Annotated in this window: 20 protein-coding genes; 8 read left to right on the forward strand and 12 right to left on the reverse strand. The window is 63.4% G+C overall.

Annotated elements, in window-relative coordinates:
• Nucleotides 1-14 precede the first annotated feature (14 nt).
• The 7 genes from odhB to QHC67_RS02385 form a co-directional block, all read right to left on the reverse strand.
• Nucleotides 15-1,277 (reverse strand): 2-oxoglutarate dehydrogenase complex dihydrolipoyllysine-residue succinyltransferase, encoded by a 1,263-nt coding sequence (gene odhB, locus QHC67_RS02355; protein ID WP_319290529.1) that lies wholly within the window; start codon nucleotides 1,275-1,277, stop codon nucleotides 15-17.
• A 5-nt stretch (nucleotides 1,278-1,282) separates the two neighbouring features.
• Entirely contained in the window at nucleotides 1,283-4,099 is a 2,817-nt protein-coding gene (locus QHC67_RS02360; protein WP_319290531.1) for a 2-oxoglutarate dehydrogenase E1 component, read from the reverse strand.
• Nucleotides 4,100-4,187: 88 nt separating this feature from the next.
• Nucleotides 4,188-5,072, reverse strand: a complete 885-nt coding sequence (gene sucD / locus QHC67_RS02365) for a succinate--CoA ligase subunit alpha (RefSeq protein ID WP_319290533.1) — start codon at nucleotides 5,070-5,072, stop codon at nucleotides 4,188-4,190.
• Nucleotides 5,073-5,160: 88 nt separating this feature from the next.
• On the reverse strand, nucleotides 5,161-6,123 hold the full coding sequence (gene mdh / locus QHC67_RS02370) for a malate dehydrogenase (RefSeq protein ID WP_319290737.1): 963 nt from the start codon (nucleotides 6,121-6,123) through the stop codon (nucleotides 5,161-5,163).
• Between the two features lie 214 nt (nucleotides 6,124-6,337).
• Complete coding sequence (gene zapE / locus QHC67_RS02375; RefSeq protein WP_319290535.1) at nucleotides 6,338-7,450, reverse strand: cell division protein ZapE; 1,113 nt, start codon at nucleotides 7,448-7,450, stop codon at nucleotides 6,338-6,340.
• Nucleotides 7,447-7,788 carry a PaaI family thioesterase gene (locus tag QHC67_RS02380; RefSeq protein ID WP_319290536.1) on the reverse strand — a complete coding sequence of 114 codons (342 nt, stop codon included), beginning with the start codon at nucleotides 7,786-7,788 and terminating at the stop codon, nucleotides 7,447-7,449. Before QHC67_RS02380 ends, zapE begins: the two co-directional genes overlap by 4 nt.
• Before the next feature lie 113 nt (nucleotides 7,789-7,901).
• On the reverse strand, nucleotides 7,902-8,684 hold the full coding sequence (locus QHC67_RS02385; protein WP_319290537.1) for a succinate dehydrogenase iron-sulfur subunit: 783 nt from the start codon (nucleotides 8,682-8,684) through the stop codon (nucleotides 7,902-7,904).
• 153 nt (nucleotides 8,685-8,837) lie between these two features.
• Between QHC67_RS02385 and QHC67_RS02390 the strand changes: the two genes are divergently transcribed.
• Both QHC67_RS02390 and QHC67_RS19170 read left to right on the forward strand, forming a co-directional pair.
• Entirely contained in the window at nucleotides 8,838-9,542 is a 705-nt protein-coding gene (locus tag QHC67_RS02390) for an HAD family hydrolase (protein ID WP_319290538.1), read from the forward strand.
• Nucleotides 9,514-10,677: a glycosyltransferase gene (locus tag QHC67_RS19170; protein ID WP_413818477.1), complete on the forward strand. Its 1,164-nt coding sequence runs from the start codon at nucleotides 9,514-9,516 to the stop codon at nucleotides 10,675-10,677. The genes QHC67_RS02390 and QHC67_RS19170 overlap by 29 nt, the downstream gene beginning before the upstream one ends.
• Here the strand turns inward: QHC67_RS19170 and QHC67_RS02405 are convergent.
• Complete coding sequence (locus QHC67_RS02405) at nucleotides 10,667-11,710, reverse strand: hypothetical protein (RefSeq protein ID WP_319290539.1); 1,044 nt, start codon at nucleotides 11,708-11,710, stop codon at nucleotides 10,667-10,669. The genes QHC67_RS19170 and QHC67_RS02405 overlap by 11 nt on opposite strands.
• Before the next feature lie 124 nt (nucleotides 11,711-11,834).
• Between QHC67_RS02405 and QHC67_RS02410 the strand changes: the two genes are divergently transcribed.
• Nucleotides 11,835-12,941, forward strand: a complete 1,107-nt coding sequence (locus QHC67_RS02410) for a CDP-alcohol phosphatidyltransferase family protein (protein ID WP_319290540.1) — start codon at nucleotides 11,835-11,837, stop codon at nucleotides 12,939-12,941.
• Complete coding sequence (locus tag QHC67_RS02415; protein ID WP_319290543.1) at nucleotides 12,938-13,375, forward strand: HIT family protein; 438 nt, start codon at nucleotides 12,938-12,940, stop codon at nucleotides 13,373-13,375. The genes QHC67_RS02410 and QHC67_RS02415 overlap by 4 nt, the downstream gene beginning before the upstream one ends.
• A gap of 4 nt (nucleotides 13,376-13,379) precedes the next feature.
• On the opposite strand, the gene QHC67_RS02420 is transcribed toward QHC67_RS02415, so the two are convergent.
• Nucleotides 13,380-14,135 (reverse strand): phosphocholine cytidylyltransferase family protein, encoded by a 756-nt coding sequence (locus QHC67_RS02420; RefSeq protein WP_319290545.1) that lies wholly within the window; start codon nucleotides 14,133-14,135, stop codon nucleotides 13,380-13,382.
• An 89-nt stretch (nucleotides 14,136-14,224) separates the two neighbouring features.
• Here QHC67_RS02420 and QHC67_RS02425 point away from each other — a divergent pair, with 89 nt between their 5' ends.
• Nucleotides 14,225-15,550, forward strand: a complete 1,326-nt coding sequence (locus QHC67_RS02425; protein ID WP_319290547.1) for a lipopolysaccharide biosynthesis protein — start codon at nucleotides 14,225-14,227, stop codon at nucleotides 15,548-15,550.
• Nucleotides 15,551-15,707: 157 nt separating this feature from the next.
• Here the strand turns inward: QHC67_RS02425 and QHC67_RS02430 are convergent, their stop codons facing one another.
• Nucleotides 15,708-16,496: a nucleotidyltransferase family protein gene (locus QHC67_RS02430; protein ID WP_319290549.1), complete on the reverse strand. Its 789-nt coding sequence runs from the start codon at nucleotides 16,494-16,496 to the stop codon at nucleotides 15,708-15,710.
• Nucleotides 16,497-16,638: 142 nt separating this feature from the next.
• Between QHC67_RS02430 and QHC67_RS02435 the strand changes: the two genes are divergently transcribed.
• The 3 genes from QHC67_RS02435 to QHC67_RS02445 all read left to right on the forward strand — a co-directional run bounded on the left by QHC67_RS02435 (nucleotide 16,639) and on the right by QHC67_RS02445 (nucleotide 19,423).
• The gene (locus QHC67_RS02435; RefSeq protein WP_319290551.1) at nucleotides 16,639-16,983 is read left to right on the forward strand and encodes a DUF6481 family protein; all 345 of its coding nucleotides are present in this window, start codon (nucleotides 16,639-16,641) and stop codon (nucleotides 16,981-16,983) included.
• A gap of 184 nt (nucleotides 16,984-17,167) precedes the next feature.
• A complete protein-coding gene (locus tag QHC67_RS02440) occupies nucleotides 17,168-18,361 on the forward strand; it encodes a calcium-binding protein (RefSeq protein ID WP_319290553.1) in 1,194 nt (397 codons plus the stop codon).
• 132 nt (nucleotides 18,362-18,493) lie between these two features.
• Nucleotides 18,494-19,423: a DUF2279 domain-containing protein gene (locus QHC67_RS02445; RefSeq protein WP_319290555.1), complete on the forward strand. Its 930-nt coding sequence runs from the start codon at nucleotides 18,494-18,496 to the stop codon at nucleotides 19,421-19,423.
• 441 nt (nucleotides 19,424-19,864) lie between these two features.
• Here QHC67_RS02445 and QHC67_RS02450 read toward each other — a convergent pair whose 3' ends face one another.
• Together QHC67_RS02450 and QHC67_RS02455 are read right to left on the reverse strand one after the other, a co-directional pair.
• Nucleotides 19,865-20,416, reverse strand: a complete 552-nt coding sequence (locus QHC67_RS02450) for a hypothetical protein (RefSeq protein ID WP_319290557.1) — start codon at nucleotides 20,414-20,416, stop codon at nucleotides 19,865-19,867.
• Nucleotides 20,413-20,592, reverse strand: a complete 180-nt coding sequence (locus tag QHC67_RS02455; RefSeq protein ID WP_319290559.1) for a hypothetical protein — start codon at nucleotides 20,590-20,592, stop codon at nucleotides 20,413-20,415. Before QHC67_RS02455 ends, QHC67_RS02450 begins: the two co-directional genes overlap by 4 nt.
• Nucleotides 20,593-20,668: the final 76 nt, after the last annotated feature.

The following is a 20,668-nucleotide window of genomic DNA, read 5'->3' on the forward strand; positions in this document are numbered from 1 at the left end:
GCGCTGGATTATTCTTACAGGTCGATCAGCAGGCGCGTCGGGTCTTCGATCGCATTCTTCACCGCGACCAGGAACGTGACGGCTTCGCGGCCATCGATCAAGCGATGGTCGTAGCTCAACGCCAGATACATCATGGGACGGACGACCACCTGACCATCGCGCACGACTGGACGATCCTCGATGCGGTGCAGGCCGAGGACGGCGCTCTGGGGCGTGTTGATGATCGGCGTGGACATCAGCGAGCCGAAAACGCCACCGTTGGAGATGGTGAAGGTGCCGCCCTTCATGTCGTCCATGGTCAGCGTGCCGTCCTTCGCCTTCTTGCCGAACGTGCCGATCGTCTTCTCGATCTCCGCGACGCTCAGGCTTTCGGCGTTGCGGATCACTGGCACCACCAGGCCGTTTGGCGCGCTGACCGCGACCGAAATGTCGGCATAATCGTGATAGACGATCTCATCGCCTTCGATCTGCGCGTTGACGCCCGGAATATCGCGCAGAGCCATCGTCACGGCCTTCGTGAAAAAGCCCATGAAGCCAAGGCGCACGCCATGCTTCTTCTCGAACAGGTCCTTGTACTTGGCGCGCGCTTCGATGACGGCGGTCATGTCGACGTCATTGAAAGTCGTCAGCAGCGCGGCGGTTTCCTGCGCAGCCTTCAGCCGCTTGGCGACGGTCTGGCGCAGGCGCGTCATGCGCACGCGTTCCTCGCCTCGACCCGGAGCGGACGGCGCAGCGGCAGCGACGGGCGCCGCACTGGCCGCAGGCTCGGCCGCGGCCTTGGCAGTCCCCGCAGCAACGGCGGCAGTCACATCGTCCTTCGTCAGGCGTCCGTCCTTGCCGGAGCCCTTGATCTTGCTGGGATCGAGGCCGTGCTCCAGCACGAGGCGGCGCACCGCGGGCGAGAGCGTCAGGTTGCCGCCATCGCCATCATCATCCTCGGCAGGCGCGGATGCAGCAGGCGCAGGCGCGGCGGCTTCCGCCTTGGCAGCCGGAGCGGGTGCCGGAGCAGCGGCAGGGGCCGGAGCAGCCGCCGCAGCGCCGCCAGCTTCGATGATCGCAATCACCGCGCCGACATTTACGGTATCGCCCTCTGCGACCAACTGCTGGCCCAGCGTCCCCGCGACCGGCGAAGGCACGTCCACCGCCACCTTGTCGGTCTCAAGGCTGCAAATGGGCTCGTCGAGCGCAACCGCATCGCCCGGCTTCTTCAGCCATGCGCCCACGGTCGCTTCGGTAACGGATTCGCCCAGCGTGGGGACTTTTACTTCGGTGGCCATGATGCTTAGCCCTTCTTCTGGCGACGAATTTCGGTGCGAACGCTGTGGCCGAGTGCATCGGCAACCAGCGCGCCCTGTTCTGCGATGTGGCGCTTGGCGAGACCCGTAGCGGGCGATGCGGAGGCCTTGCGCCCCGCATATCGTGCGCGCATCGGGGCTTTGCCCGCTTCTTCCAGGCTCTGCTCGATGAACGGCTCGACGAAGAACCACGCGCCATTGTTGCGCGGCTCCTCCTGACACCAGACGACCTCTTCAAGGTTCGTCATGCGCTTAAGGCGAATGGCGAGCGCCTCGGTCGGGAACGGATAGAGCTGTTCGATGCGCACGATCTGCGTGTCGGTATCGCCCGCGGCATCACGCGCTTCGATCAGGTCATAGGCGACCTTGCCGCTGCACAGGACCAGCCGCTTCGTCTCCTCGTCCGCCGCAGGGTTGGTGTCGGACAGGATGCGCATGAAGTGCGAATCGCCCAGGAAATCCTCCGCCTTGCTCACCGCCAGCTTGTGCCGCAGCAGCGACTTGGGCGTCATGATGATCAGCGGCTTGCGGAAGGAGCGCAGCATCTGGCGACGCAGGATGTGGAAGTAGTTCGCCGGCGTCGTGCAGTTCGCGACCTGGATATTGCCCTCCGCGCACAGTTGCAGATACCGCTCCAGACGCGCCGAGCTATGCTCCGGCCCCTGCCCTTCATAGCCATGCGGCAACAGCATCACGAGACCGTTGGCGCGCAGCCACTTGGATTCGGATGACGCGATATACTGGTCGATGATGATCTGCGCGCCATTGGAGAAGTCGCCGAACTGCGCCTCCCACAGCACGAGGCTCTTCGGGTCGGCCAGCGCGTAGCCATATTCGAAGCCGAGCACGCCATATTCGGACAGCGGCGAATCCAGCACCTCGAACCGGCCGTGCGGCACGGTGGAGAGCGGGATATACCGTGCCTCAGTTTCCTGATCGACCCAGACCGAGTGGCGCTGGCTGAACGTGCCACGCCCCGAGTCCTGCCCCGACAGGCGCACGCCATACCCTTCCGACAGCAGCGAGCCGAAGGCCAGAGCCTCACCCGTCGCCCAGTCGAAATTGGCACCCGTCTTGAACATCTCCGCCTTGGCGTCGAGGATGCGGCGGAGCGTCTTGTGGATATTGACGCCCTCGGGAACGGTGGTCAGCGTGCGGCCAAGGCTGTCGAACAGCTTGGGCGTGATCGCGCTTTCCACGCTCTTGCGGGCGGTTTCGATATCGGTGGGCTGCGAAAGGCCGGACCAGCGCCCCGCAAACCAGTCGGCCTTGTTCGCCTTGTAGCTCTTGGCAGCCTCGAACTCGTCTTCCAGATGATCGACGAATTCCTTGGTCGTGGCTGCGACGAAGGCATCGTCCACCACGCCCTCGTCCTTCAGCCGCGCGGCATAGACGTCGCTGACCGGCGGATGCTGGCGGATCTTCGCGTACATCAGCGGTTGCGTGAAGCTGGGCTCGTCACCCTCGTTATGGCCGAAGCGGCGATAGCACCACATGTCGATCACGATGTCGCGATGGAAGGTCTGGCGATATTCGATGGCCAGCTTGCATGCGAAGGTCACGGCTTCCGGATCGTCGCCGTTGACGTGCAGGATCGGCGCCATGATGCCCTTCGCCACGTCGCTCGGATAAGGCGAGGACCGCGCGAATTGCGGGCTGGTGGTGAAGCCGACCTGATTGTTGATCACGAAGTGGATGCAGCCGCCCGTATTGTAGCCGCGGATGCCCGAGAAGCCGAGGCATTCCCACACGATCCCCTGCCCCGCGAACGCCGCATCGCCGTGGATCAGCACGGGCAGCACTTCCTTGTGCTTCGTCAGGTCGTCGCGGAACACCTGCTGCGCGCGCACCTTGCCGAGCACGATCGGATCGACCGTCTCAAGGTGCGACGGGTTGGGCACAAGGCTCATATGCACCTTGGTCCCGTCGAATTCGCGATCCGTCGACGTACCCAGATGGTACTTCACGTCGCCCGAACCGCCGACATCCTCGGGGTTGGCGGTGCCGCCCGAGAATTCGTGGAAGATCACGCGGAAACCCTTGGCCATGACATTGGCGAGGACGTTCAGGCGACCGCGATGGGCCATGCCATAGACGATCTCGCGCACGCCCTGTGCGCCGCCATATTTGATGACGGCCTCGAGCGCCGGGATCATCGATTCGCCGCCATCCAGACCGAAGCGCTTCGTGCCGACATATTTTCGGCCAAGGAACTTCTCGTACTGCTCGCCGTGGATGACCTTGGTCAGGATCGCCTTCTTGCCCTCGGGCGTGAATTCGATTTCCTTGTCCTTGCCTTCCATGCGGTCCTGCAGGAAGCGGCGCTCCTCCACATCGGAGATGTGCATATATTCGAGCCCGACATTGCCGCAGTAATTGGCGCGCAATATGCCGACCAGTTCGCGCACCGTCGAATATTCGAGGCCCAGCGCACCACCCATATAGACTTTCTTGTCGAGCGCCGCGCCCGAGAAGCCATGATATTCCGGTGTCAGGTCGGCGGGCAGTTCCCGCTTGGACAGGCCCAGCGGATCGAGATTGGCGGCAAGATGCCCACGCACGCGATAGGTGCGGATCAGCATCATCGCGCGGATCGAGTCGCCCGCGGCTTCGGTGACGTCCTTGTCGGACACGGCCTTACCCGCAGCCTGCGCCTTGGCCTTGATCTCGACCGCCATCTGCGTGGGATCGAGAGCGGCCGTCAGCGCATCGGTATCGGTGGGTGGCCAGTTGGGCTTTGCCCAGCTTGGACCTTGCTCGACTTCACCCGCCCCAAGCGGGAATTCCTGACCTTCGTAACCCATATTCCGTCCAATCCTGCGCTTCCCCGCGTGCAGTCGCGGAACGCCAGCACGGGCCGGGGGTGCAGCCCCGGCCCGCTTTCGGGCCAGCTTAGCCCTTCAGCACCTGAAGCAGCGTGGTGCCGAGTTCCGACGGGCTGGCAGCGACCGTGATGCCGGCCGCTTCCATCGCCGCGATCTTGCTTTCGGCGTCGCCCTTGCCGCCCGACACGATCGCGCCGGCATGGCCCATGCGGCGACCCGGAGGTGCGGTGCGGCCCGCGATGAAGCCGGCCATCGGCTTCTTGCGCCCGCGCTTCGCCTCGTCAATCAGGAACTGCGCTGCCTGTTCTTCCGCGTCGCCGCCGATTTCGCCGATCATGATGATCGATTCGGTCGCGTCGTCGGCGAGGAACAGTTCCAGCACGTCGATGAAGTTGGTGCCGTTCACCGGATCGCCGCCGATGCCGACCGCCGTGGTCTGGCCAAGGCCAGCATTCGACGTCTGGAACACGGCTTCATAGGTAAGCGTGCCGGAGCGCGAGACAACCCCGACGCTGCCCTTCTTGAAGATGCTGCCGGGCATGATGCCGATCTTGCACTCGCCGGGGGTCAGCACGCCGGGGCAGTTGGGACCGATCAGGCGCGACCTGCTGCCAGACAGCGCACGCTTCACGCGCACCATGTCCAGAACCGGAATGCCTTCGGTAATGCAGACGATCAGCGGGATTTCCGCGTCGATCGCTTCCAGGATCGAGTCGGCCGCAAATGGCGGCGGCACGTACACGACCGACGCGTCGGCGCCGGTTGCCGTCTTGGCCTCCAGCACCGTGTCGAACATCGGCAGGCCGATATGCGTGGAACCGCCCTTGCCCGGCGTGACGCCCGCGACCATCTGCGTGCCGTAAGCCAGCGCCTGTTCCGTATGGAACGTGCCGGTCGCGCCGGTCATCCCTTGCGTGATGACCTTCGTATTTTTGTTTACGAGGATAGACATGCTTGCCCCTTTAAGAAGGTGAGTGGCATTTCATGTATCGACGACCCCAGGCTGCACACTTTTCCTGGGGAGATCGGTGCAGCTTTTATCAGGCGAGCGAGGAGTCGATGCCCTTGCAGGCGACCAGCAGTTCCTTGACCGCATCGACCGATACCTGAAGATTCGCCTTGGCCTCTTCGCCCAGGTTGATTTCGATGACTTCCTCGACGCCGCCGGCGCCGATCACCACCGGGACGCCGACATACAGGCCGTCAACACCATATTTGCCTTCGACATAGGCGGCGCACGGCAGCACGCGCTTCTTGTCGCCAAGATAGGCTTCGGCCATCGCGATGCCACTGGTGGCGGGCGCGTAATAGGCAGAGCCCGTCTTCAGCAGGCCAACGATCTCGCCGCCGCCCGAACGCGTGCGCGCGACGATGGCGTCGATGCGCTCCTTGGTGGTGCGGCCCATCGCGATCAGGTCGGGAAGAGGGATGCCCGCGACGGTCGAATATTCGACGACCGGCACCATGGTATCGCCATGGCCGCCGAGCACGAAGGAAGTGACTTCCTTCACCGACACCTGGAATTCGTCGGCCAGGAAGTGGCTGAAGCGCGAGCTGTCCAGCACGCCCGCCATGCCGACGACCTTGTTGTGCGGCAGGCCCGAGAATTCGCGCAATGCCCAGACCATCGCGTCCAGGGGGTTGGTGATGCAGATGACGAATGCGTCGGGCGCGTTGGCCTTGATGCCTTCACCCACCGCCTTCATGACCTTGAGGTTGATGCCGAGCAGGTCGTCGCGGCTCATGCCGGGCTTGCGTGCGACGCCGGCCGTGACGATGATCACGTCAGCGCCCGCAATGTCGGCATAGTCGTTCGTGCCCGTGATCTTGGAGTCGAAGCCTTCGACCGGGCTGCACTGCGACAGGTCGAGCGCCTTGCCCTGGGGGATACCTTCCACCACGTCGAACAGGACGACGTCGCCCAGGCCCTTGAGTGCCGCGAGATGCGCGAGCGTGCCGCCGATATTGCCAGCGCCGATCAGCGCGATCTTCTTACGGGCCATCATTATCCTCCAAAATAGACGCGAACTTGGAATTGGAGGATCGCTTAGGCCGAATAGATTAAGGTTTCAACCAAACAAACCGCCAGTTTTCAATTATCTTTGCAATTCATTCGCAATTGCATTATCAGGACTTCCGCTGCCTGCCCCTCCCCTTGAGGGCATCCCTGACAGCGACCGACTGGCCGGGCGCGACTCCTCAAGTGCTGCGCCCGGCCTATTTCGCGCCATGCCCAAGGGCGAGATAGTCGTCCGACTGCATCTCCATCAGCCGCGAAACCGTGCGCTCGAACTCGAACGCACCGTCGCCCGTTGGATATAGCGCGGTCGGCACAGCATCCGCCGACGCCAGCAGTTTCACGCGATATTCGTATAAGGCGTCGATCAATGTCACGAAGCGCGCCGCCTCGTTCCGTTTCTCGGGCCCCAGCACCGGAATCCCGACGATGATGACAGCATGATAGCGCCGCGCGATGGCGAGATAATCAGTCGCCCCGCGCGCCTCTGCACACAGCCGCTTGAACGAGAACACCGCGACGCCCTTCAGGCTCTTGGGCACATGCAGCGTCCGCCCGCCCTGCACCGGCAGTTCCTCGCTGGGCACATTGGCGCGATCGCTCGGCGGATAGTCGGTCAGGCGGAAGAAGGACGCGCTCAGCGCCTCGGTCGCCTCAGGCCCGTTGGGCACGTGCCAGAGCGTCGCGTCGCCAAGCCGGTCACGGCGATAGTCAGTCGGGCCATTCAAGCCGAGCACGTCCAGCCGATCCTTGATCAAGTCGATGAACGGCAGGAATAGCTGACGATTGAGCCCGTCCTTATAGAGATCGTCCGGCGGCCGGTTGGACGTAGTCACGACCGTCACCCGCGCCGCGATAAGGCCCGCGAACAACCGCGACATGATCGCCGCATCCGCCATGTTGTTGACGACCATCTCGTCGAAGCACAGCAGCCGCGCCTCGTCCGCCAGCGCTGCGACTACCGGCGGGATCGGGTCGCCCGTCTCGCTCTTGCGCGCTTCGGCCAGCCGCGCATGCACGTCGATCATGAACTCGTGGAAATGCACGCGGCGCTTGCGGCGGACCTGTATGCAATCAAAGAACAGGTCCATCAGCATGGATTTGCCGCGCCCCACTCCGCCCCACATATAAAGGCCGCGCGGCGCTTCGGGCGGTTTGCGCAGCATCCGCCACAAGGTGGACCCGCGCGGCGGCGTGGCTTCCAACTCCTGCTGAAGCGCATCCAGCCGTCGCGCGGCCGCCTGCTGATCCGGGTCGGCGCGCAGCTCGCCGGCAGCAACCAGCGCATGATAGCGGGCGAGAACGCCCGTCATGCCGCTTTCAGCTTCCGCAACACGCCTTGCCCATGCAGCAGCACAGTATCGCCCTGCCTCAACACGATCCGCAGAAACTGCATCCGGCCGGTTTCCCGTATCAGCTCCAGCTCTCCCTCGACGGGAGCGCCGACTTGGCCCGCAGCCGAATAGTCGAACGAGAGGGAAACGGTAACGGCATCACGAGCCCGTCCTTCCAGCGCGAGGAACAGACCTAGGCAATTTTCGGCCACGCTGGCCAGGAACCCGCCATGCAAGCCACCCAGCCGATTCCCCGCCAGCTCCGGCAGGTCGATCCGGAAGGTTATGCGTGAAGGACTTTCCCGCGCATATGGCACGGGTGGCCAGGATTCCGGCCATGTCCCCGTTCCCGAAAAGTCGAACAGGCGCCAATCCGGGCTGCTTTCGTCTTCGATGTCGCCACCCTCTTCCGTAACGCGTCAGCCGAAGATTAGATGGCGCGTTCGACCATCATCTTGCGCGTTTCGGCAATCGCCTTGGCGGGGCTGAGGCCCTTTGGACAGACATTGGCGCAGTTCATGATCGTGTGGCAGCGATACAGGCGGAACGGATCTTCCAGCTCGTCCAGACGCTCGCCGGTATATTCGTCGCGGCTGTCGGCGAGCCAGCGATAGGCCTGCAACAGGATCGCTGGCCCTAGGAACTTGTCGCTGTTCCACCAGTAGGACGGGCAGGAGCTGGAGCAGCAGGCGCACAGGATGCACTCGTAGAGCCCGTCCAGCTTCTCGCGGTCTTCGGGTGACTGCAGCCGCTCCTTGCCCGACGGCGGCGGCGTCACGGTTTGCAGCCATGGCTTGATCGAGCTGTACTGCGCATAGAAATGCGTGAAGTCGGGGACCAGGTCCTTGATCACGTCCATGTGCGGCAGCGGCGTGATCTTCACCTCGCCCTTGCAGTCTTCGATGGCGGTGGTGCAGGCAAGGCCGTTCTTGCCGTTGATGTTCATCGAGCACGATCCGCAAATGCCTTCGCGGCAGGATCGGCGGAACGTCAGCGTCGGGTCCTGCTCGCTCTTCATCTTGATGAGAGCGTCGAGGACCATGGGGCCGCAGGTGTCGAGGTCGATCTCGAACGTGTCGTAGCGGGGGTTCTTGCCGCTGTCGGGATCGTAGCGATAGACCTTGAATTTCTTGACGTTGGATGCGCCGTCGACCTTGTGCTCCACACCCTTGCCGTTGATGCGGCTGTTCGCGGGTAGTCTGAATTCGGCCATGTTCGCGCGTGTCCCGTTGAGTCCCGATGCGGACCCCTCAACAATATGGGGCCGGTTTAGTCAAGGTCCAGTGCTTTCGCATGTGCGGAAACAATTGCGGGTTTATCGAATGACTGCTTGCAGAGAGCGTTTCTGCCTATAGGGCGACGCTCTATGCAGCTTGCCATCTACGACATGGACCGCACCATCACGAAGCGCGGCACCTTCACACCGTTCCTGATCTTCGCAGCGCAGCAGCGCGCGCCATGGCGGCTGGCCGCGCTGCCCCTGTGGCTGGCCGCAATGGCGGCCCACAAGGGGGGCCTGATCGCCCGCAAGCCGCTCAAGCAATTCGGCCTGCGCCTCTTCCTGGGGTCCACGATTTCGCCCGAAACGGCAAAGCTGCTGGCGGAGCGCTACGCCGCGCGCACGCTGGCGCACAACATTCAACCGGGCGCACTTGCCCAGATCGCCGAGGACCGCGCCGCCGGACGTATGCTGGTAATGGCCACCGCAGCCCCGGAATTCTACGCGCAGCGCATCGGCGCGGCGCTCGGCTTCGACGCAGTGATCGCGACGCGCCATAGGCGGATCGGAAGAAACATCTCGCACCGTATCGACGGCGAGAACTGCTATGGGCCGCACAAGCTGGCAATGATACGAGCGTGGCTCCAGGCCAACGGCTCAACACCCATCAGCACGTGCTTTTATAGCGATGATATTTCCGACGCGCCCACGCTGAACTGGGCGGATGAAGCTTATGTCGTCAACGCCGGCGCCGTGCTGGCAAGGATCTCAGCCGGGCATGGTTGGCACAGCATCGATTTCCAGCAGCAGCAGCTGTCCCGACATGACGATAAGGACTGCGAAATTGACTGATGCTCGCCCCTTGGTTGCCATATGCAATTATGATTTGTGTGCGAGCGGCACTGTCAGAAAATCAATTGAGATCGCAACGGCGGCATCCGAAGCTGGCCTGCGGGTCGAGTTGTGGGCAATACGCCGTCGGGGCCCCTTGATCAGGCAGGTTTCTGCGCACGTGCCCGTCGTCGAGGTTAGCCGTCTACCAGGGTGTGTCCCGAATCGCGCCGTCGATCTGGCGCTGAACGTCCCAGGCCTTGCGGCAGCCATCCGAGCGCGGCGCCCATCCGTTCTCCTGTCGGGCGGCAACCATTTTCACCTTCCCGCACGGGCGGCCCTCGCTATGGCGAGAATGAACGGGAAAGTTCAGTTCATCGCCCGCGCGAGTAATTCCTCCCGCCGCGCACGACACAATAATCTGATGACAACGTGGGGAGATAATCTGAAATACGGCGGAAGCGATACAATAGTCGCCGTTTCCGAGGAGCTGTCGGACGAAATCATCCAGCTCGATTTTCCCGTGCCCATCTATTGCATTCCGAATGGCGTAGATGTCGATAAGATCAGAAAGCTGGCGCGCGAACCATTTTCCCATCCGTTTCTGCAGGATCGGAATGATGGGCATCCTCTCCTGACATCGATGGGGCGGCTTACGTCGCAAAAGGGCTTCGACGTCCTTATCGCCGCCTTCGCCCGCATCAGCCTCCCCAGGCTCCCTCGGCTGCTGGTGATCGGAGACGGGGAAAAGGCGCAGCGAGATAAGCTCGAGCGCCTTGCGCAAGAGGCGGGCGTTGGGGATCGCATCGCCTTCCTCGGATATCAGGCGAACCCCTTTGCCATCATGGCGCAGGCCGACCTGTTCGTCAGCGCCTCCCGCTGGGAAGGGTCAAGCAACGCCCTTCTGGAAGCGCTCGCCTGCGGACTTCCGCTTGTGGCAACCGAATGCCCGACGGGCTCCTGGGAAATACTGACACGAGGCCCGTTTGGCACCTTGGCCCCCGTGGAAGACCCCGAAGGTCTTTCCCAGGCGATAGTCTCGGAGCTGTCGGTTGGACGGGATCCTGACCAGCAAGCGGCAGGAGCGGCACTCTGGAGCCTGAATAAGTGCCTCGACCAATGGACGCGTCTGCTGAACGGCGAGATCAGGCCGTAGCTGTGATGCTATGTCCTAGAGCCAGCCATGCATTACCTACGGCCGTCTGTCCATATCGTCGCTCCAGATATGCGCGCCCTTCCTCGATACCGCAATCCCCCTGGCTCTTGCTGAGTTGATAGCGCTCAAGACCAGCTTGCCAGTCATCCAGCACGATGAATGGACGCAGCTCTTCGTAGGCATCTATGGAATCTGCAATGACACCCAGACCCGCAGCGATCGCGGTCGCAGGCCGGTTCAGGGTCTTGCCTATGGTGTAGCTGTTTTGCTCAACCGGTATCAGGGCAATATCGTGCATGGCCAAAGTCGTTGGGAATTGTTCCAAGGACCATGGCACGTAGATGTGCGGAATGCCCCATTTCCTGGAAGCCTGCCAGTACTTTAGCCGTTTGTTACCGATGATGGTCAGTGTCACCGGATAGCGCCTGGCAAATATTTCGAGCTCTCTGACAGCGGCATCCACATGCACCAATCCTGCTCGATTACCCTGGCACTTACCAAACCACACGCAATGAAGTGCATCTTCCCGACGCGCCAGGAACAGTTTTAACCTCATAAGCGAGAGAGAAGTGCGCACATTTGCACCATCCGCAACATGCATATCCTCTATGGTATCGGGAATGACATGGCTCTGGGCCGTGGCTTCAGGCACCGCCGCCAATATCTGGCTTCGCAGCACCGGCGTGGAAAAAACGAGGCAATCCGCCATCGTGATCATCTCACGAAAACGCGCCACCTTTCCTGCCTTCTTCCTGCTCTGCTTGGCTTCGAAAATATTGTCGCACATGTCAAAGACGACCGTCTTGCCTTCAGCCTTGGCGGCCCTCGCCACCTGAAGTGCATCCTTGCAGAACGCCTTTGAAAACACGATGGCGTCATAGCCGGCAGGCCCGACGCTACTTCGATAGCGCTCTACATCGAGTCCTTGCTCCCGTAGAAACGCCATCGGTTTAAGCAACCGCAGTCTTATACTAGCAATCTTCGGAGAATAGCTGGTTGCATACCAACCCAATCGAGCTGGCTTGAGGGACATGTAGCGGCTCTCCCTTAACACATTCGGCAGCATTTGCCGATCGGCAGAAACTCTGCAAGCGATTTCCATACCCGTTCAAGGAGCCGCTCTAGTCCCGCCGGATATTAGCCGATATAGGCCCACAATGCCAAATAAGACTAATAGTGTACCATCATTGACGCTGATCGGCAGCAACGACACGCCCATCTGGGGCATGTCCAATGCGGAGCGCGTGCGCCGCATGGTCGCGGGGCAGGCCAAGGCCGGGCAGGCCGTTGCCGAGGGTCACGTGCTCGCCGCGAATCTTGCCTATGTCTTCGACCCGCTGCTGCTGCGGCTGGCGTTGGAGACGCCGGGCACGGTTTTCACCATCGGTGACGAGCTTGTGCTGGGCCAGATCCCGCGCGGCGCCGATCCGCTGGCGATCCACAGCACGCCCGGCCTGACGATCACCGACCTCGGCAAGGGCGAGAAGATCTACAACCGTCAGCTCCGCAAGCTGGAAGTGCCCTTCGTGCGGCGTCTCGCCCCCTCCTCCCGCCGCGCCATAGAGCGGCAAAGCTATTTCGGCGCGTATAAGGGCGTCACCGATGTCCTCACCAAATATCTCTGGCCCGAACTGGCGCTGTTCCTGACGCGCATCGCCGCGCAGCTGAAGATGACGCCGAACATGGTGACGGCGATCGGCGCAGTCTGCTGCGTCGCGGCGGCGTTCCTCTTCGCGGACGGGCAGTATTGGGCGGGCATGGCGAGCGCCTTCGGCTTCATGGTGCTGGACACGGTGGACGGAAAGCTCGCCCGCTGCACGATCACCTCGTCCAAATGGGGCAATGTGTTCGACCATGGCATAGACCTCGTCCATCCGCCTTTCTGGTGGTACGCGTGGGGGCTGGGCCTTGCGAGCCATGGCCTGGCGCTCGACAATCGCAGCTTCGCGATCATCATGGTCGCCATCGTCGCCGGCTACATCCTGCAACGGCTGATCGAAGGGGCCTTCATCAAGGACTTCGGCATGGATATCCATGTGTGGCAGCGATTCGATTCGCTGTTTCGACTGGTCACGGCGCGGCGCAATCCGAACATGGTCATCCTGTTCGTGTCCGTTCTGGCCGGGCGGCCGGATCAGGGCCTCGTCTGGCTGGCCGTCTGGACGGTGCTGTCGCTGGTGGTCCATGCGATACGCCTTGCCCAGGCCTATGCGGTGCGGGCAAAGGGGCGGCCGATCACTAGCTGGCTGGAGCAGGCAACATGAACGAAACGATCAAGAAATTCGGCTATCCCGCCACGCTGCTGCGCGAATATGACCATTGGGTCGTCCTGCTGCGTCCTGCGCAGGTGACGCTCGGATCGCTGGTCCTCGCCGCCAAGTCGGACGCCACGGCCATCGAAGCCTTGCCACCGGAAGCCTATGCCGAATTGCAGACCGTAACCGCGGCCATAGCGCAGGCTCTGTCTGGAACCATCCAGCACCAGAAGATCAACTACCTGTTGTTCATGATGATCGATCCCCACGTCCACTTCCACGCCCTCCCCCGCTACGAAGGCGAGCGCACTGCCTGCGGCGTGACGATTGCGGACACGGCCTGGCCCGGCGTGCCCGACATCTCGCAGGCCCACAAGCTGAACGATGCGGAGCGCGACGCGTTGCGCGACTGGCTGAAGCCCTATTTCACACAAGGCCAGTAGGCAGTTACGGACGCCCGTCCGCAACCCATCGACCCGTCAGCGCCGTCGCCGCCTCGACATCCTGCGGAAAATCGACTTCCGCCCATTCCAGTCCCTCGATCGAGACTGTGCCCACGTCCTGCGTCTTGGCGATGATGTCGATGGCGCGCAGATACCAGCGCTCCACGCCCTCGGGCGTGCGCATCATGTCCTCTACCTGACGGCGGAAGATCGATGGGCCCTCACCCCGGAACGCCAGCATCCCGATCGACTCAGCGTTGCTCTCGTGCGGCAACAGGCGCTTGCCGATGGAGATGAGCTTGCCGCCCAAGCGATGCACCTTCATGTCGTCATCGTCATAGTCCGGCTTCACGTCGACCGTCACCGTGATCGGCGCGGATGCCTCCGCGATCAGCCGCGCGACGATCTCGGCGGAAATGATGGTGTCGCCATTCAGGATGATGAAGTCGCGGTCCATCTCCTCCTTGGCGATCCAGCAGGTGCCGAGGTTATCCGCCACCTGAAAAAACGGATTGAACAGCGTCTCGATCCGCAGGTCCGTCCCCGCTGCCAGCGCTTCCAGGTGCGACTCGACCTTCTCGGTGCGAAAGCCCGTCACGACGACGATATGCCTGATGCCGTTCGCCGCCAGCGCCGCGACTTGCCAGGCGATCAGGCTTCGCCCGTTGAAGTCGATCAGGCATTTGGGCACGTCCGCCGTCAGGGGCAGCAGGCGCGATCCCTGTCCGGCGCTCAGGATGATGGCTTTTTCGATGGTCATGGCCGTCGCCTTAGCCGTTCCCCGCGCCATCGACAATCACCGGCCCAATGCCTAGATAGCGCGACGCCCCACCGCTACAGGCCATCCAATTGACGCAGCAGGACACCGCAGGCAGCCGCACACGCGAAAACGACGCCGCCTTTTCGCGTGTCCTTGCAAACACCGCATGGCTGCTGGGCGGCAAGGGCATCGGCGGCATCCTCAGCCTCTTCTATCTCGCCATCGTCACGCGCAGCCTGGGCGTCGCCGATTTCGGCCGCTTCGCGTTGGTGCTGAGCACCGCGCAGGCGATCAGCGTGCTCGTCACGTTCGAATCCTGGCAGATCATCGTGCGGTTCGGGCAGAGGCATCTGATCAGCGGCGACGCCCACGCGCTCAATCGGCTGATCCGTTTCTGCGTTCTGATCGACATCGGGTCGGCGGCGGTCGGCTGCCTGATCGCGGCGGCGGTCACGCTGCTGCTCGGCCCCTTCTTCGGATGGTCGCCCGAACTGCGAAGCCAGGCGCTGCTGTTCTGCGCCGCGATGCTGATCGGCATCCGATCGACGCCGACCGGCCTGCTGCGCCTGTTCGACCGCTTCGATACGGGCTCCGTCGCCGAAACCATGGTGCCGGTGGGGCGCATGATCGGCGCGGCGGTCGTGCTCGCGACCGGCCCTTCGATCACGGCCTTCCTGATCGTCTGGGCCGCAGCCGAGATCTTCTGCGCTGCCGCCTACTGGGTGCTGGCTTTGAGGGCCGGGCGGGGCCGCATCGGATCGTGGGGCGCAGGCCGGTTTCTCGCCGCCCGCACGGAAAACCCCGGCCTCCTGCGCTTCCTCACCGCCACCAATCTTTCCACGACGCTCAACGCCGTCGGCAAGCAGGTCGCGGTCCTCGTCATCGGCCTGTTCGTCGGCCCGGCGGGCGCGGGTCTGTACCGCCTCGCCAACCAGCTCAGCCAGTCGCTCACCAAGATTTCCGGCCTGCTGTCCCGCACCATCTTCGCCGAACTCGCCCGCGCCAGCGCCAGCGAGAGCGCCGGACAGATGCAGGCGCTGTTCGGGCGCATGAACCGCCTCGCGCTGATCACCGGCGCATCGATCGTCGCGCTCATCCTGATCGTCGGGAAGCCGATACTGGTGCTGGTGGCGGGAGAGGCGTTCGCAGGCGCCTATCCGCTGCTGGTCCTGCTGGGCATCGCCGCGTCGATCGACCTGGTCGGCGTCAGCTTCAGCCCGCTGCTGATGGCGACCGACCGCGCAGGCACTTCGCTGCGCATCACGTTCGTCACGACGCTCATGCTGCTCGGCCTGCTGACGCTGCTCCTCCCCCGCTTCGGCACTGTCGGCGCGGCCTATTCCAGCCTCGCCACGTCGGTCGTCGGCTTCCTGCTGATGGGCTGGGCCAGCCGCCGGGCATTGCGCAGAGCTTAGGACGTGAACACCTCGCTTTAAATCCGTTCGTGCTGAGTAGAGACTGAGCTTGTCGAAGGCTCGTATCGAAGCATCCTGCGCAGCGCCTGATCCTTCGATACGCCATTTCGACAAGCTCAATGGCTACTCAGGACGAACGGGACTGTGTAAATTCTCCTTACCCGCGCCTCGCCAGTATCACTTCGGCCAGCACCAGATCCGAAGGCTTGTCCACATCGATGCACGCCTCCGCCTGAGGCATCGCCACCACGCGCGCACTGACGCCAAGCCGCCGTCCCAGCCGCGCCACCGCCTGCTGGATCGTCAGCACTCGCAACACAGCCCCGATCAGCAGCAGCGGCCCGAATGCGCCGACGATCTTCATCCCCTTCTTGCGGTCCTGCTCCACGGCCCGCCAGCGCTCCAGCAGCGGCCGCGCCCTTTCGCTACCGATCCAGAACAGGTTCGCGCCCGACCACCATCCGCTCCGGAACTTCAGCCACGTCCGGCGGCTCTCCGGATGCTCGGCCAGCAGCACCCGCCGCTCGACCATGCCCACCGCGATGTCCCTCCCCCGCGCGCCTGCAACGAACGCGTCGATCATCGCTCCGGTCAGCAGCACATTGTCGGCCGTAGTCAGCAGCACCGGCATCGCCGCGCCCTGATCCAGCGCCGCCATCACCGACTGGCTGATCCCCTCGCCACTCGTCGCAAAGCGGACGCCTGCGAACCCCGCCAGCGCCGGATCGTCCTGCAACGCCCGCACATCCTGCGCCAGCACCAGCACCTGCCCCACCGCGCGATGCCCCACCAGAGCGCCCAGAACATGCGCCAGCATCGGCCGACCCGCGACGGGCAGCAGCGCCTTGGTCGAAACCCCGCGCCCCTCCAGCAACGGATCGGCGCCGGGCCTGCTCCCCGCCAGGACGATTGCCGTAACAGCGGGTGAACTGGGTGCGCCGGTCATCGCGGCGCTCTAGCGCGATCGGCGGCACAACGGCAAGATTGCGCCGCATAACGGAACAAAATAGCCCCTGAACCCTTGCAAGATGGAGGAAATGCGGGCAGGCGCTGCGCTCCCTCATCTAACAGGACAGGCTTCAGGACTTATGGCGACGTATCGGGATCCCGCTTTTCAGGATCGCCTCGCACTGGCTGCGCAGGCGAAGCAGAAGGCGCTCGACAAGCTGAAGGCCAAGGCGCCGATCGATCCGGCAGTCGTCGCGGAGCGCAAGGCCGCCGCCGAAGCCAAGGAAGCCGCCGCCGCCGAAAAGCGCGCCGCCAAGCTCGCCGAAAAGAAAGCCGCGCAGGAAGCCGCCGCCGCCGAGAAGGCCGAGAAGAAAGCCGCCGAACTCGCCGCGCAGCCGGTGAAGAAGGAAAAGCCCAAGCTCACGCCCGAAGAGCAGAAAGCCATCCGCGACGCCAAATACGCCGCCCGCAAAGCCCGCAAATAACCGGCAGGCGGGGTTTTCCTCTAGGTGTAGACCCCGATTTCCAACGATCGATCCCACAGCTAAGGCATATCGCCTCACGCCCCTGTCGCGTCCCGAAAGCTGTGTCATGTGTGCATGAGAGCAGGAGCGCCGGTCATCCGTGACCTTCGGCGCTCCGCAGCGACTGTTTGGGTGGGGGAATCACATGGCTAAATTCGTTGGCACCATATGGGCGGAAACGCTCTATGGCACATCCGCAATCGACGACATCCGGGGCCTGGATGGCAACGACATCATCTGGGCGCGCACGGGCGACGATTATGTCGAGGGCGGCGACGGCAACGACACACTGTACGGCGAAGCGGGCAACGACTTCCTGAAGGGCGGCAATGGCGTCGACATCATCGACGGCGGCGATGGCAATGACAAGCTGGACGGCGGCATCGGCGATGATCGGCTAACCGGGGGCCTTGGCAACGACATCTTCTCGGGCGGCGAAGGCAACGACCGGATCGACGCGGGCGACGGCCACGACCAGATCCTGGGCGACGCCGGGAACGACACCATCACGGCAGGCGCGGGCCGCGATTACATCGATGGCGGCATCGGCGACGACCTCATCTATGCGGGCGAAGGCGACGACGGCTTCTACAATGAAATCAATCCCGCGACCGGCAAGCTGACCACGCAGGCGGTGGGCGGCGGCGCAGGCCACGACACCATCTATGGCGAAGGCGGCAACGATCGGCTGAAGGGGCAATCGGGCGACGATCGCGTCTACGGCGGCATCGGCAACGACTTCGTGGATGGCGGCGACGGCAATAATTATCTCGATGGCGGCGCCGGCAATGACGTGCTCTCCTCGGAATATGGCGTCGACACCCTCGTGGGCGGCGATGGCAACGACAATCTCCAGGCAGGTGCCGGCAATGACAGCCTGTCGGGCGGCAACGACGCCGATTCCATGAACGGCGAAGACGGCAACGACAGCATGAGCGGCGGCAGCGGCGACGACCTGCTGCTCGGCGGCGGCGGCAACGACCTGATGTACGGCGACGGCGGGTTCGACAAGCTGATGGGCGAACTTGGCAGCGATCATCTCTGGGGCGGTGCGGGCGCAGACTGGTTCTGCTTCAAGGGCGCAGGCGCGCTGGACGGCGGCGACGTGATCGAGGATTTTCAGGACGGCAGCGACCGCATCGTGCTGGAGAAGCTCGGCGTCAGCAGCTATAACTCCAGCGGCGGCCTCGGCACCGTCTTCGCGCACGATCTCGCAAACGGCAACGTTGCACTGGATGTCGTCACCTCGGCGGGCGGCAGGTTCTCGATCGAAATCGCGGACCCGACCACTACGCTGACGGCCCACACTTTCTCGGCGGCGGACTTCCTGCTGGTCTAGCGCATCGCCTCTGCCCGACTGCGCCCGGGCAGGGGAAAAGCTGATGCCATATTGATATGAGTTGGCGCGCACGCTCTGGCGCTGTATACTCTGTGCCCTATGAGCAGGGGGGTCGGAATATGTTGGCGCAGCATGTCCGTGCTGCTCATGGTCGTTGCGCTCGGCAGTTTCCCCGCCCATGCCGAGATCTCCCCGATGACCTTCGATCTTGCCAGGCTCGATGATGCCACCGCGCCCGCGCCGCAAATCTCGGGCCCGCCGGACCAGCCCCCGTCTGCCGCGCCGCCGCCCGACCCGGAACGCTATGACAGCTTCGGCGAGAAACTCGGCGCAGTGAAGTGGGAAGTCGGCGGCATCTTCGCCTACACCACCGTGACGCAGATCATCGTCACGGAAGGCACGCGCTCCTTCCACTTCCAGGACGAAGGATGGTTCGGCAGGGACACCAAGGCGCTCGGCCTGGACAAGATGGCGCACGCCTACAACGCCTACATCATGACGGAACTTCTCCACTGGCGGCTAACGCGCAAGACCGGCGGGCAGCCGGGCGATGCGATGGCTGCGGCGGCAATGGGCATGGGCCTGCAATTCTATGCGGAGCTGTTCGACGCGCACAAGAAGTCCAGCGGCTTCTCGATCGAGGACGTGGCGTTCAACACTGGCGGCGCATTGTTCTCCGCCCTGCGCAACACTGTGCCGGGGCTCAAGGACAAGCTCGATTTCCGGCTGATGATCATTCCCAATTCCGACGTCTACACCTTCAAGGGCCAGCGCCATTACCGGCAGCAGCGCTACATCCTCGCCGCGACGCTCAGCGGTTTCGATCGCCTGCGCGACACGCCGCTCCGCTTTCTGGAACTCCACGCGGGTTATTATGCGACGGGCTTCACGGCGCATGAAAAGGCGCGCGGCGAATCCCCGCGCCGCCGCCCCTATGTCGGCGTCGGCATCAACTTCAAGGAACTGTTCTTCGGTTCCTCACGGTCGAAGGCGGCAAGAGCGGCCGGAACGGTGCTGGACTACATCCAGATCCCCTATACGTCGCTGCCAGTGATCCGCTGACGTCGAAGGCTGTCCTACACGCCGGGCAATGGGCTATATCCGGCTCCACCTGACACCAGAGGGAGCCCTGTAGTGCACGGCCGAAATTCCCTGCGACGTTCAGCCCTACAGCCGAACGCCAATGACTGCATCAGAGCGGGCGCGACTGCGAAGGTGCGAAAGGTCGGCAGCGCCTCTGGAAGCATAAGGACGTTACAGTGAGCCGTTCGTCCTGAGTAGCCATTGAGCTTGTCGAAATGGCGTATCGAAGGATCAGGTACATCGCAGGACGCTTCGATATGAGCCTTCGATAAGCGCAGTCTCTACTCAGCACGAACGGTGGATAATCAACCTGATGTCATACTCTAAGCTACACGCGTCTCCTGGGCGGAATTTTTTGAGGCCCAACCGGACACGCATCTCCCAACCCACGGCGAACGGCGGCGAGGCCGCAAAAAAATCCTACAATCGGGCAGGTGCCGAAAGAGCCCCAGTGGGGGGTGACGTAGTGTCACCTTTGTCACCTTCCGAGCCTTTTACCCCCTCCAGAACCGCCAGCCCGAGCGCGCTATACAGGGCGCAGGCCAGCGCCAGCGGATAGGGCGGCCCGACCCAATATCGCGCAGGCTCGAAGGTCATCCGGTTCTGGGCGGCCCGCAGCTGGACCAGCCCACGATATTGCCCTTCCGCCAGCCCGATCCTTGGCCCGGCCCGCCGCCACGCCTCCGCCGCGCAATAGACACGCCGCCCCCGCCGCAGCCCCGCCGCCTCCGCCACGATGTCCACCAGGAATATGTCGAGTTCGCGCAGGCCATTGCCCATCACGCGCCGCGGCATCGGCCGGTCGCCCCGCACCGCCGCCGGATCGCGGGCCAGGAACGCCGCCGCGCGGACCAGTTGGGCGACCTGCGCCTCCAGCTTGCGGGTCGGTCCGGCAACGCCGTCCCCTGGCGCAGGCGCAGCCCACCCCTCCTCGTCGGAGCGCAGAGGAAAGGCCGCCGCCCGCGCGCTCACCGCAGTTTGGCGATCTTGATCCCGTCCGCCTTCGCGCGATCCTTGATGGATTCCTCGCTCCGCGTCAGAGCCTTGGCGATGGCCTTCATCGCCATGCCCTTGGCCGCCAGCGTGCGCAGCTTGGCCAGCTCTTCCGAAGTCCAGGGTTGCTTATGGCGCTCGAACCGCTCGCCCATCCTGCCGTCTCCACGCCCATTGCCTCACGCGGCCGATGATCTCACCGGCGGGGCAGAAGCTCAAATGAAAAAGGGC

It is taken from the genome of Sphingobium sp. (assembly GCF_033795625.1).
In the GTDB taxonomy this organism is placed as follows: domain Bacteria; phylum Pseudomonadota; class Alphaproteobacteria; order Sphingomonadales; family Sphingomonadaceae; genus Sphingobium.

What these genes read in the sequence shown, in the direction of transcription:
- odhB (WP_319290529.1), bottom strand. Translation starts at nt 1,277, where the DNA reads ATGGCCACCGAAGTAAAAGTCCCCACGCTGGGCGAATCCGTTACCGAA.
- QHC67_RS02360 (WP_319290531.1), bottom strand. Translation starts at nt 4,099, where the DNA reads ATGGGTTACGAAGGTCAGGAATTCCCGCTTGGGGCGGGTGAAGTCGAG.
- sucD (WP_319290533.1), bottom strand. Translation starts at nt 5,072, where the DNA reads ATGTCTATCCTCGTAAACAAAAATACGAAGGTCATCACGCAAGGGATG.
- mdh (WP_319290737.1), bottom strand. Translation starts at nt 6,123, where the DNA reads ATGGCCCGTAAGAAGATCGCGCTGATCGGCGCTGGCAATATCGGCGGC.
- zapE (WP_319290535.1), bottom strand. Translation starts at nt 7,450, where the DNA reads ATGACGGGCGTTCTCGCCCGCTATCATGCGCTGGTTGCTGCCGGCGAG.
- QHC67_RS02385 (WP_319290537.1), bottom strand. Translation starts at nt 8,684, where the DNA reads ATGGCCGAATTCAGACTACCCGCGAACAGCCGCATCAACGGCAAGGGT.
- QHC67_RS02390 (WP_319290538.1), top strand. Translation starts at nt 8,838, where the DNA reads ATGCAGCTTGCCATCTACGACATGGACCGCACCATCACGAAGCGCGGC.
- QHC67_RS19170 (WP_413818477.1), top strand. Translation starts at nt 9,514, where the DNA reads ATGACGATAAGGACTGCGAAATTGACTGATGCTCGCCCCTTGGTTGCC.
- QHC67_RS02405 (WP_319290539.1), bottom strand. Translation starts at nt 11,710, where the DNA reads ATGTCCCTCAAGCCAGCTCGATTGGGTTGGTATGCAACCAGCTATTCT.
- QHC67_RS02410 (WP_319290540.1), top strand. Translation starts at nt 11,835, where the DNA reads ATGCCAAATAAGACTAATAGTGTACCATCATTGACGCTGATCGGCAGC.
- QHC67_RS02415 (WP_319290543.1), top strand. Translation starts at nt 12,938, where the DNA reads ATGAACGAAACGATCAAGAAATTCGGCTATCCCGCCACGCTGCTGCGC.
- QHC67_RS02420 (WP_319290545.1), bottom strand. Translation starts at nt 14,135, where the DNA reads ATGACCATCGAAAAAGCCATCATCCTGAGCGCCGGACAGGGATCGCGC.
- QHC67_RS02430 (WP_319290549.1), bottom strand. Translation starts at nt 16,496, where the DNA reads ATGACCGGCGCACCCAGTTCACCCGCTGTTACGGCAATCGTCCTGGCG.
- QHC67_RS02435 (WP_319290551.1), top strand. Translation starts at nt 16,639, where the DNA reads ATGGCGACGTATCGGGATCCCGCTTTTCAGGATCGCCTCGCACTGGCT.
- QHC67_RS02440 (WP_319290553.1), top strand. Translation starts at nt 17,168, where the DNA reads ATGGCTAAATTCGTTGGCACCATATGGGCGGAAACGCTCTATGGCACA.
- QHC67_RS02445 (WP_319290555.1), top strand. Translation starts at nt 18,494, where the DNA reads ATGTCCGTGCTGCTCATGGTCGTTGCGCTCGGCAGTTTCCCCGCCCAT.
- QHC67_RS02455 (WP_319290559.1), bottom strand. Translation starts at nt 20,592, where the DNA reads ATGGGCGAGCGGTTCGAGCGCCATAAGCAACCCTGGACTTCGGAAGAG.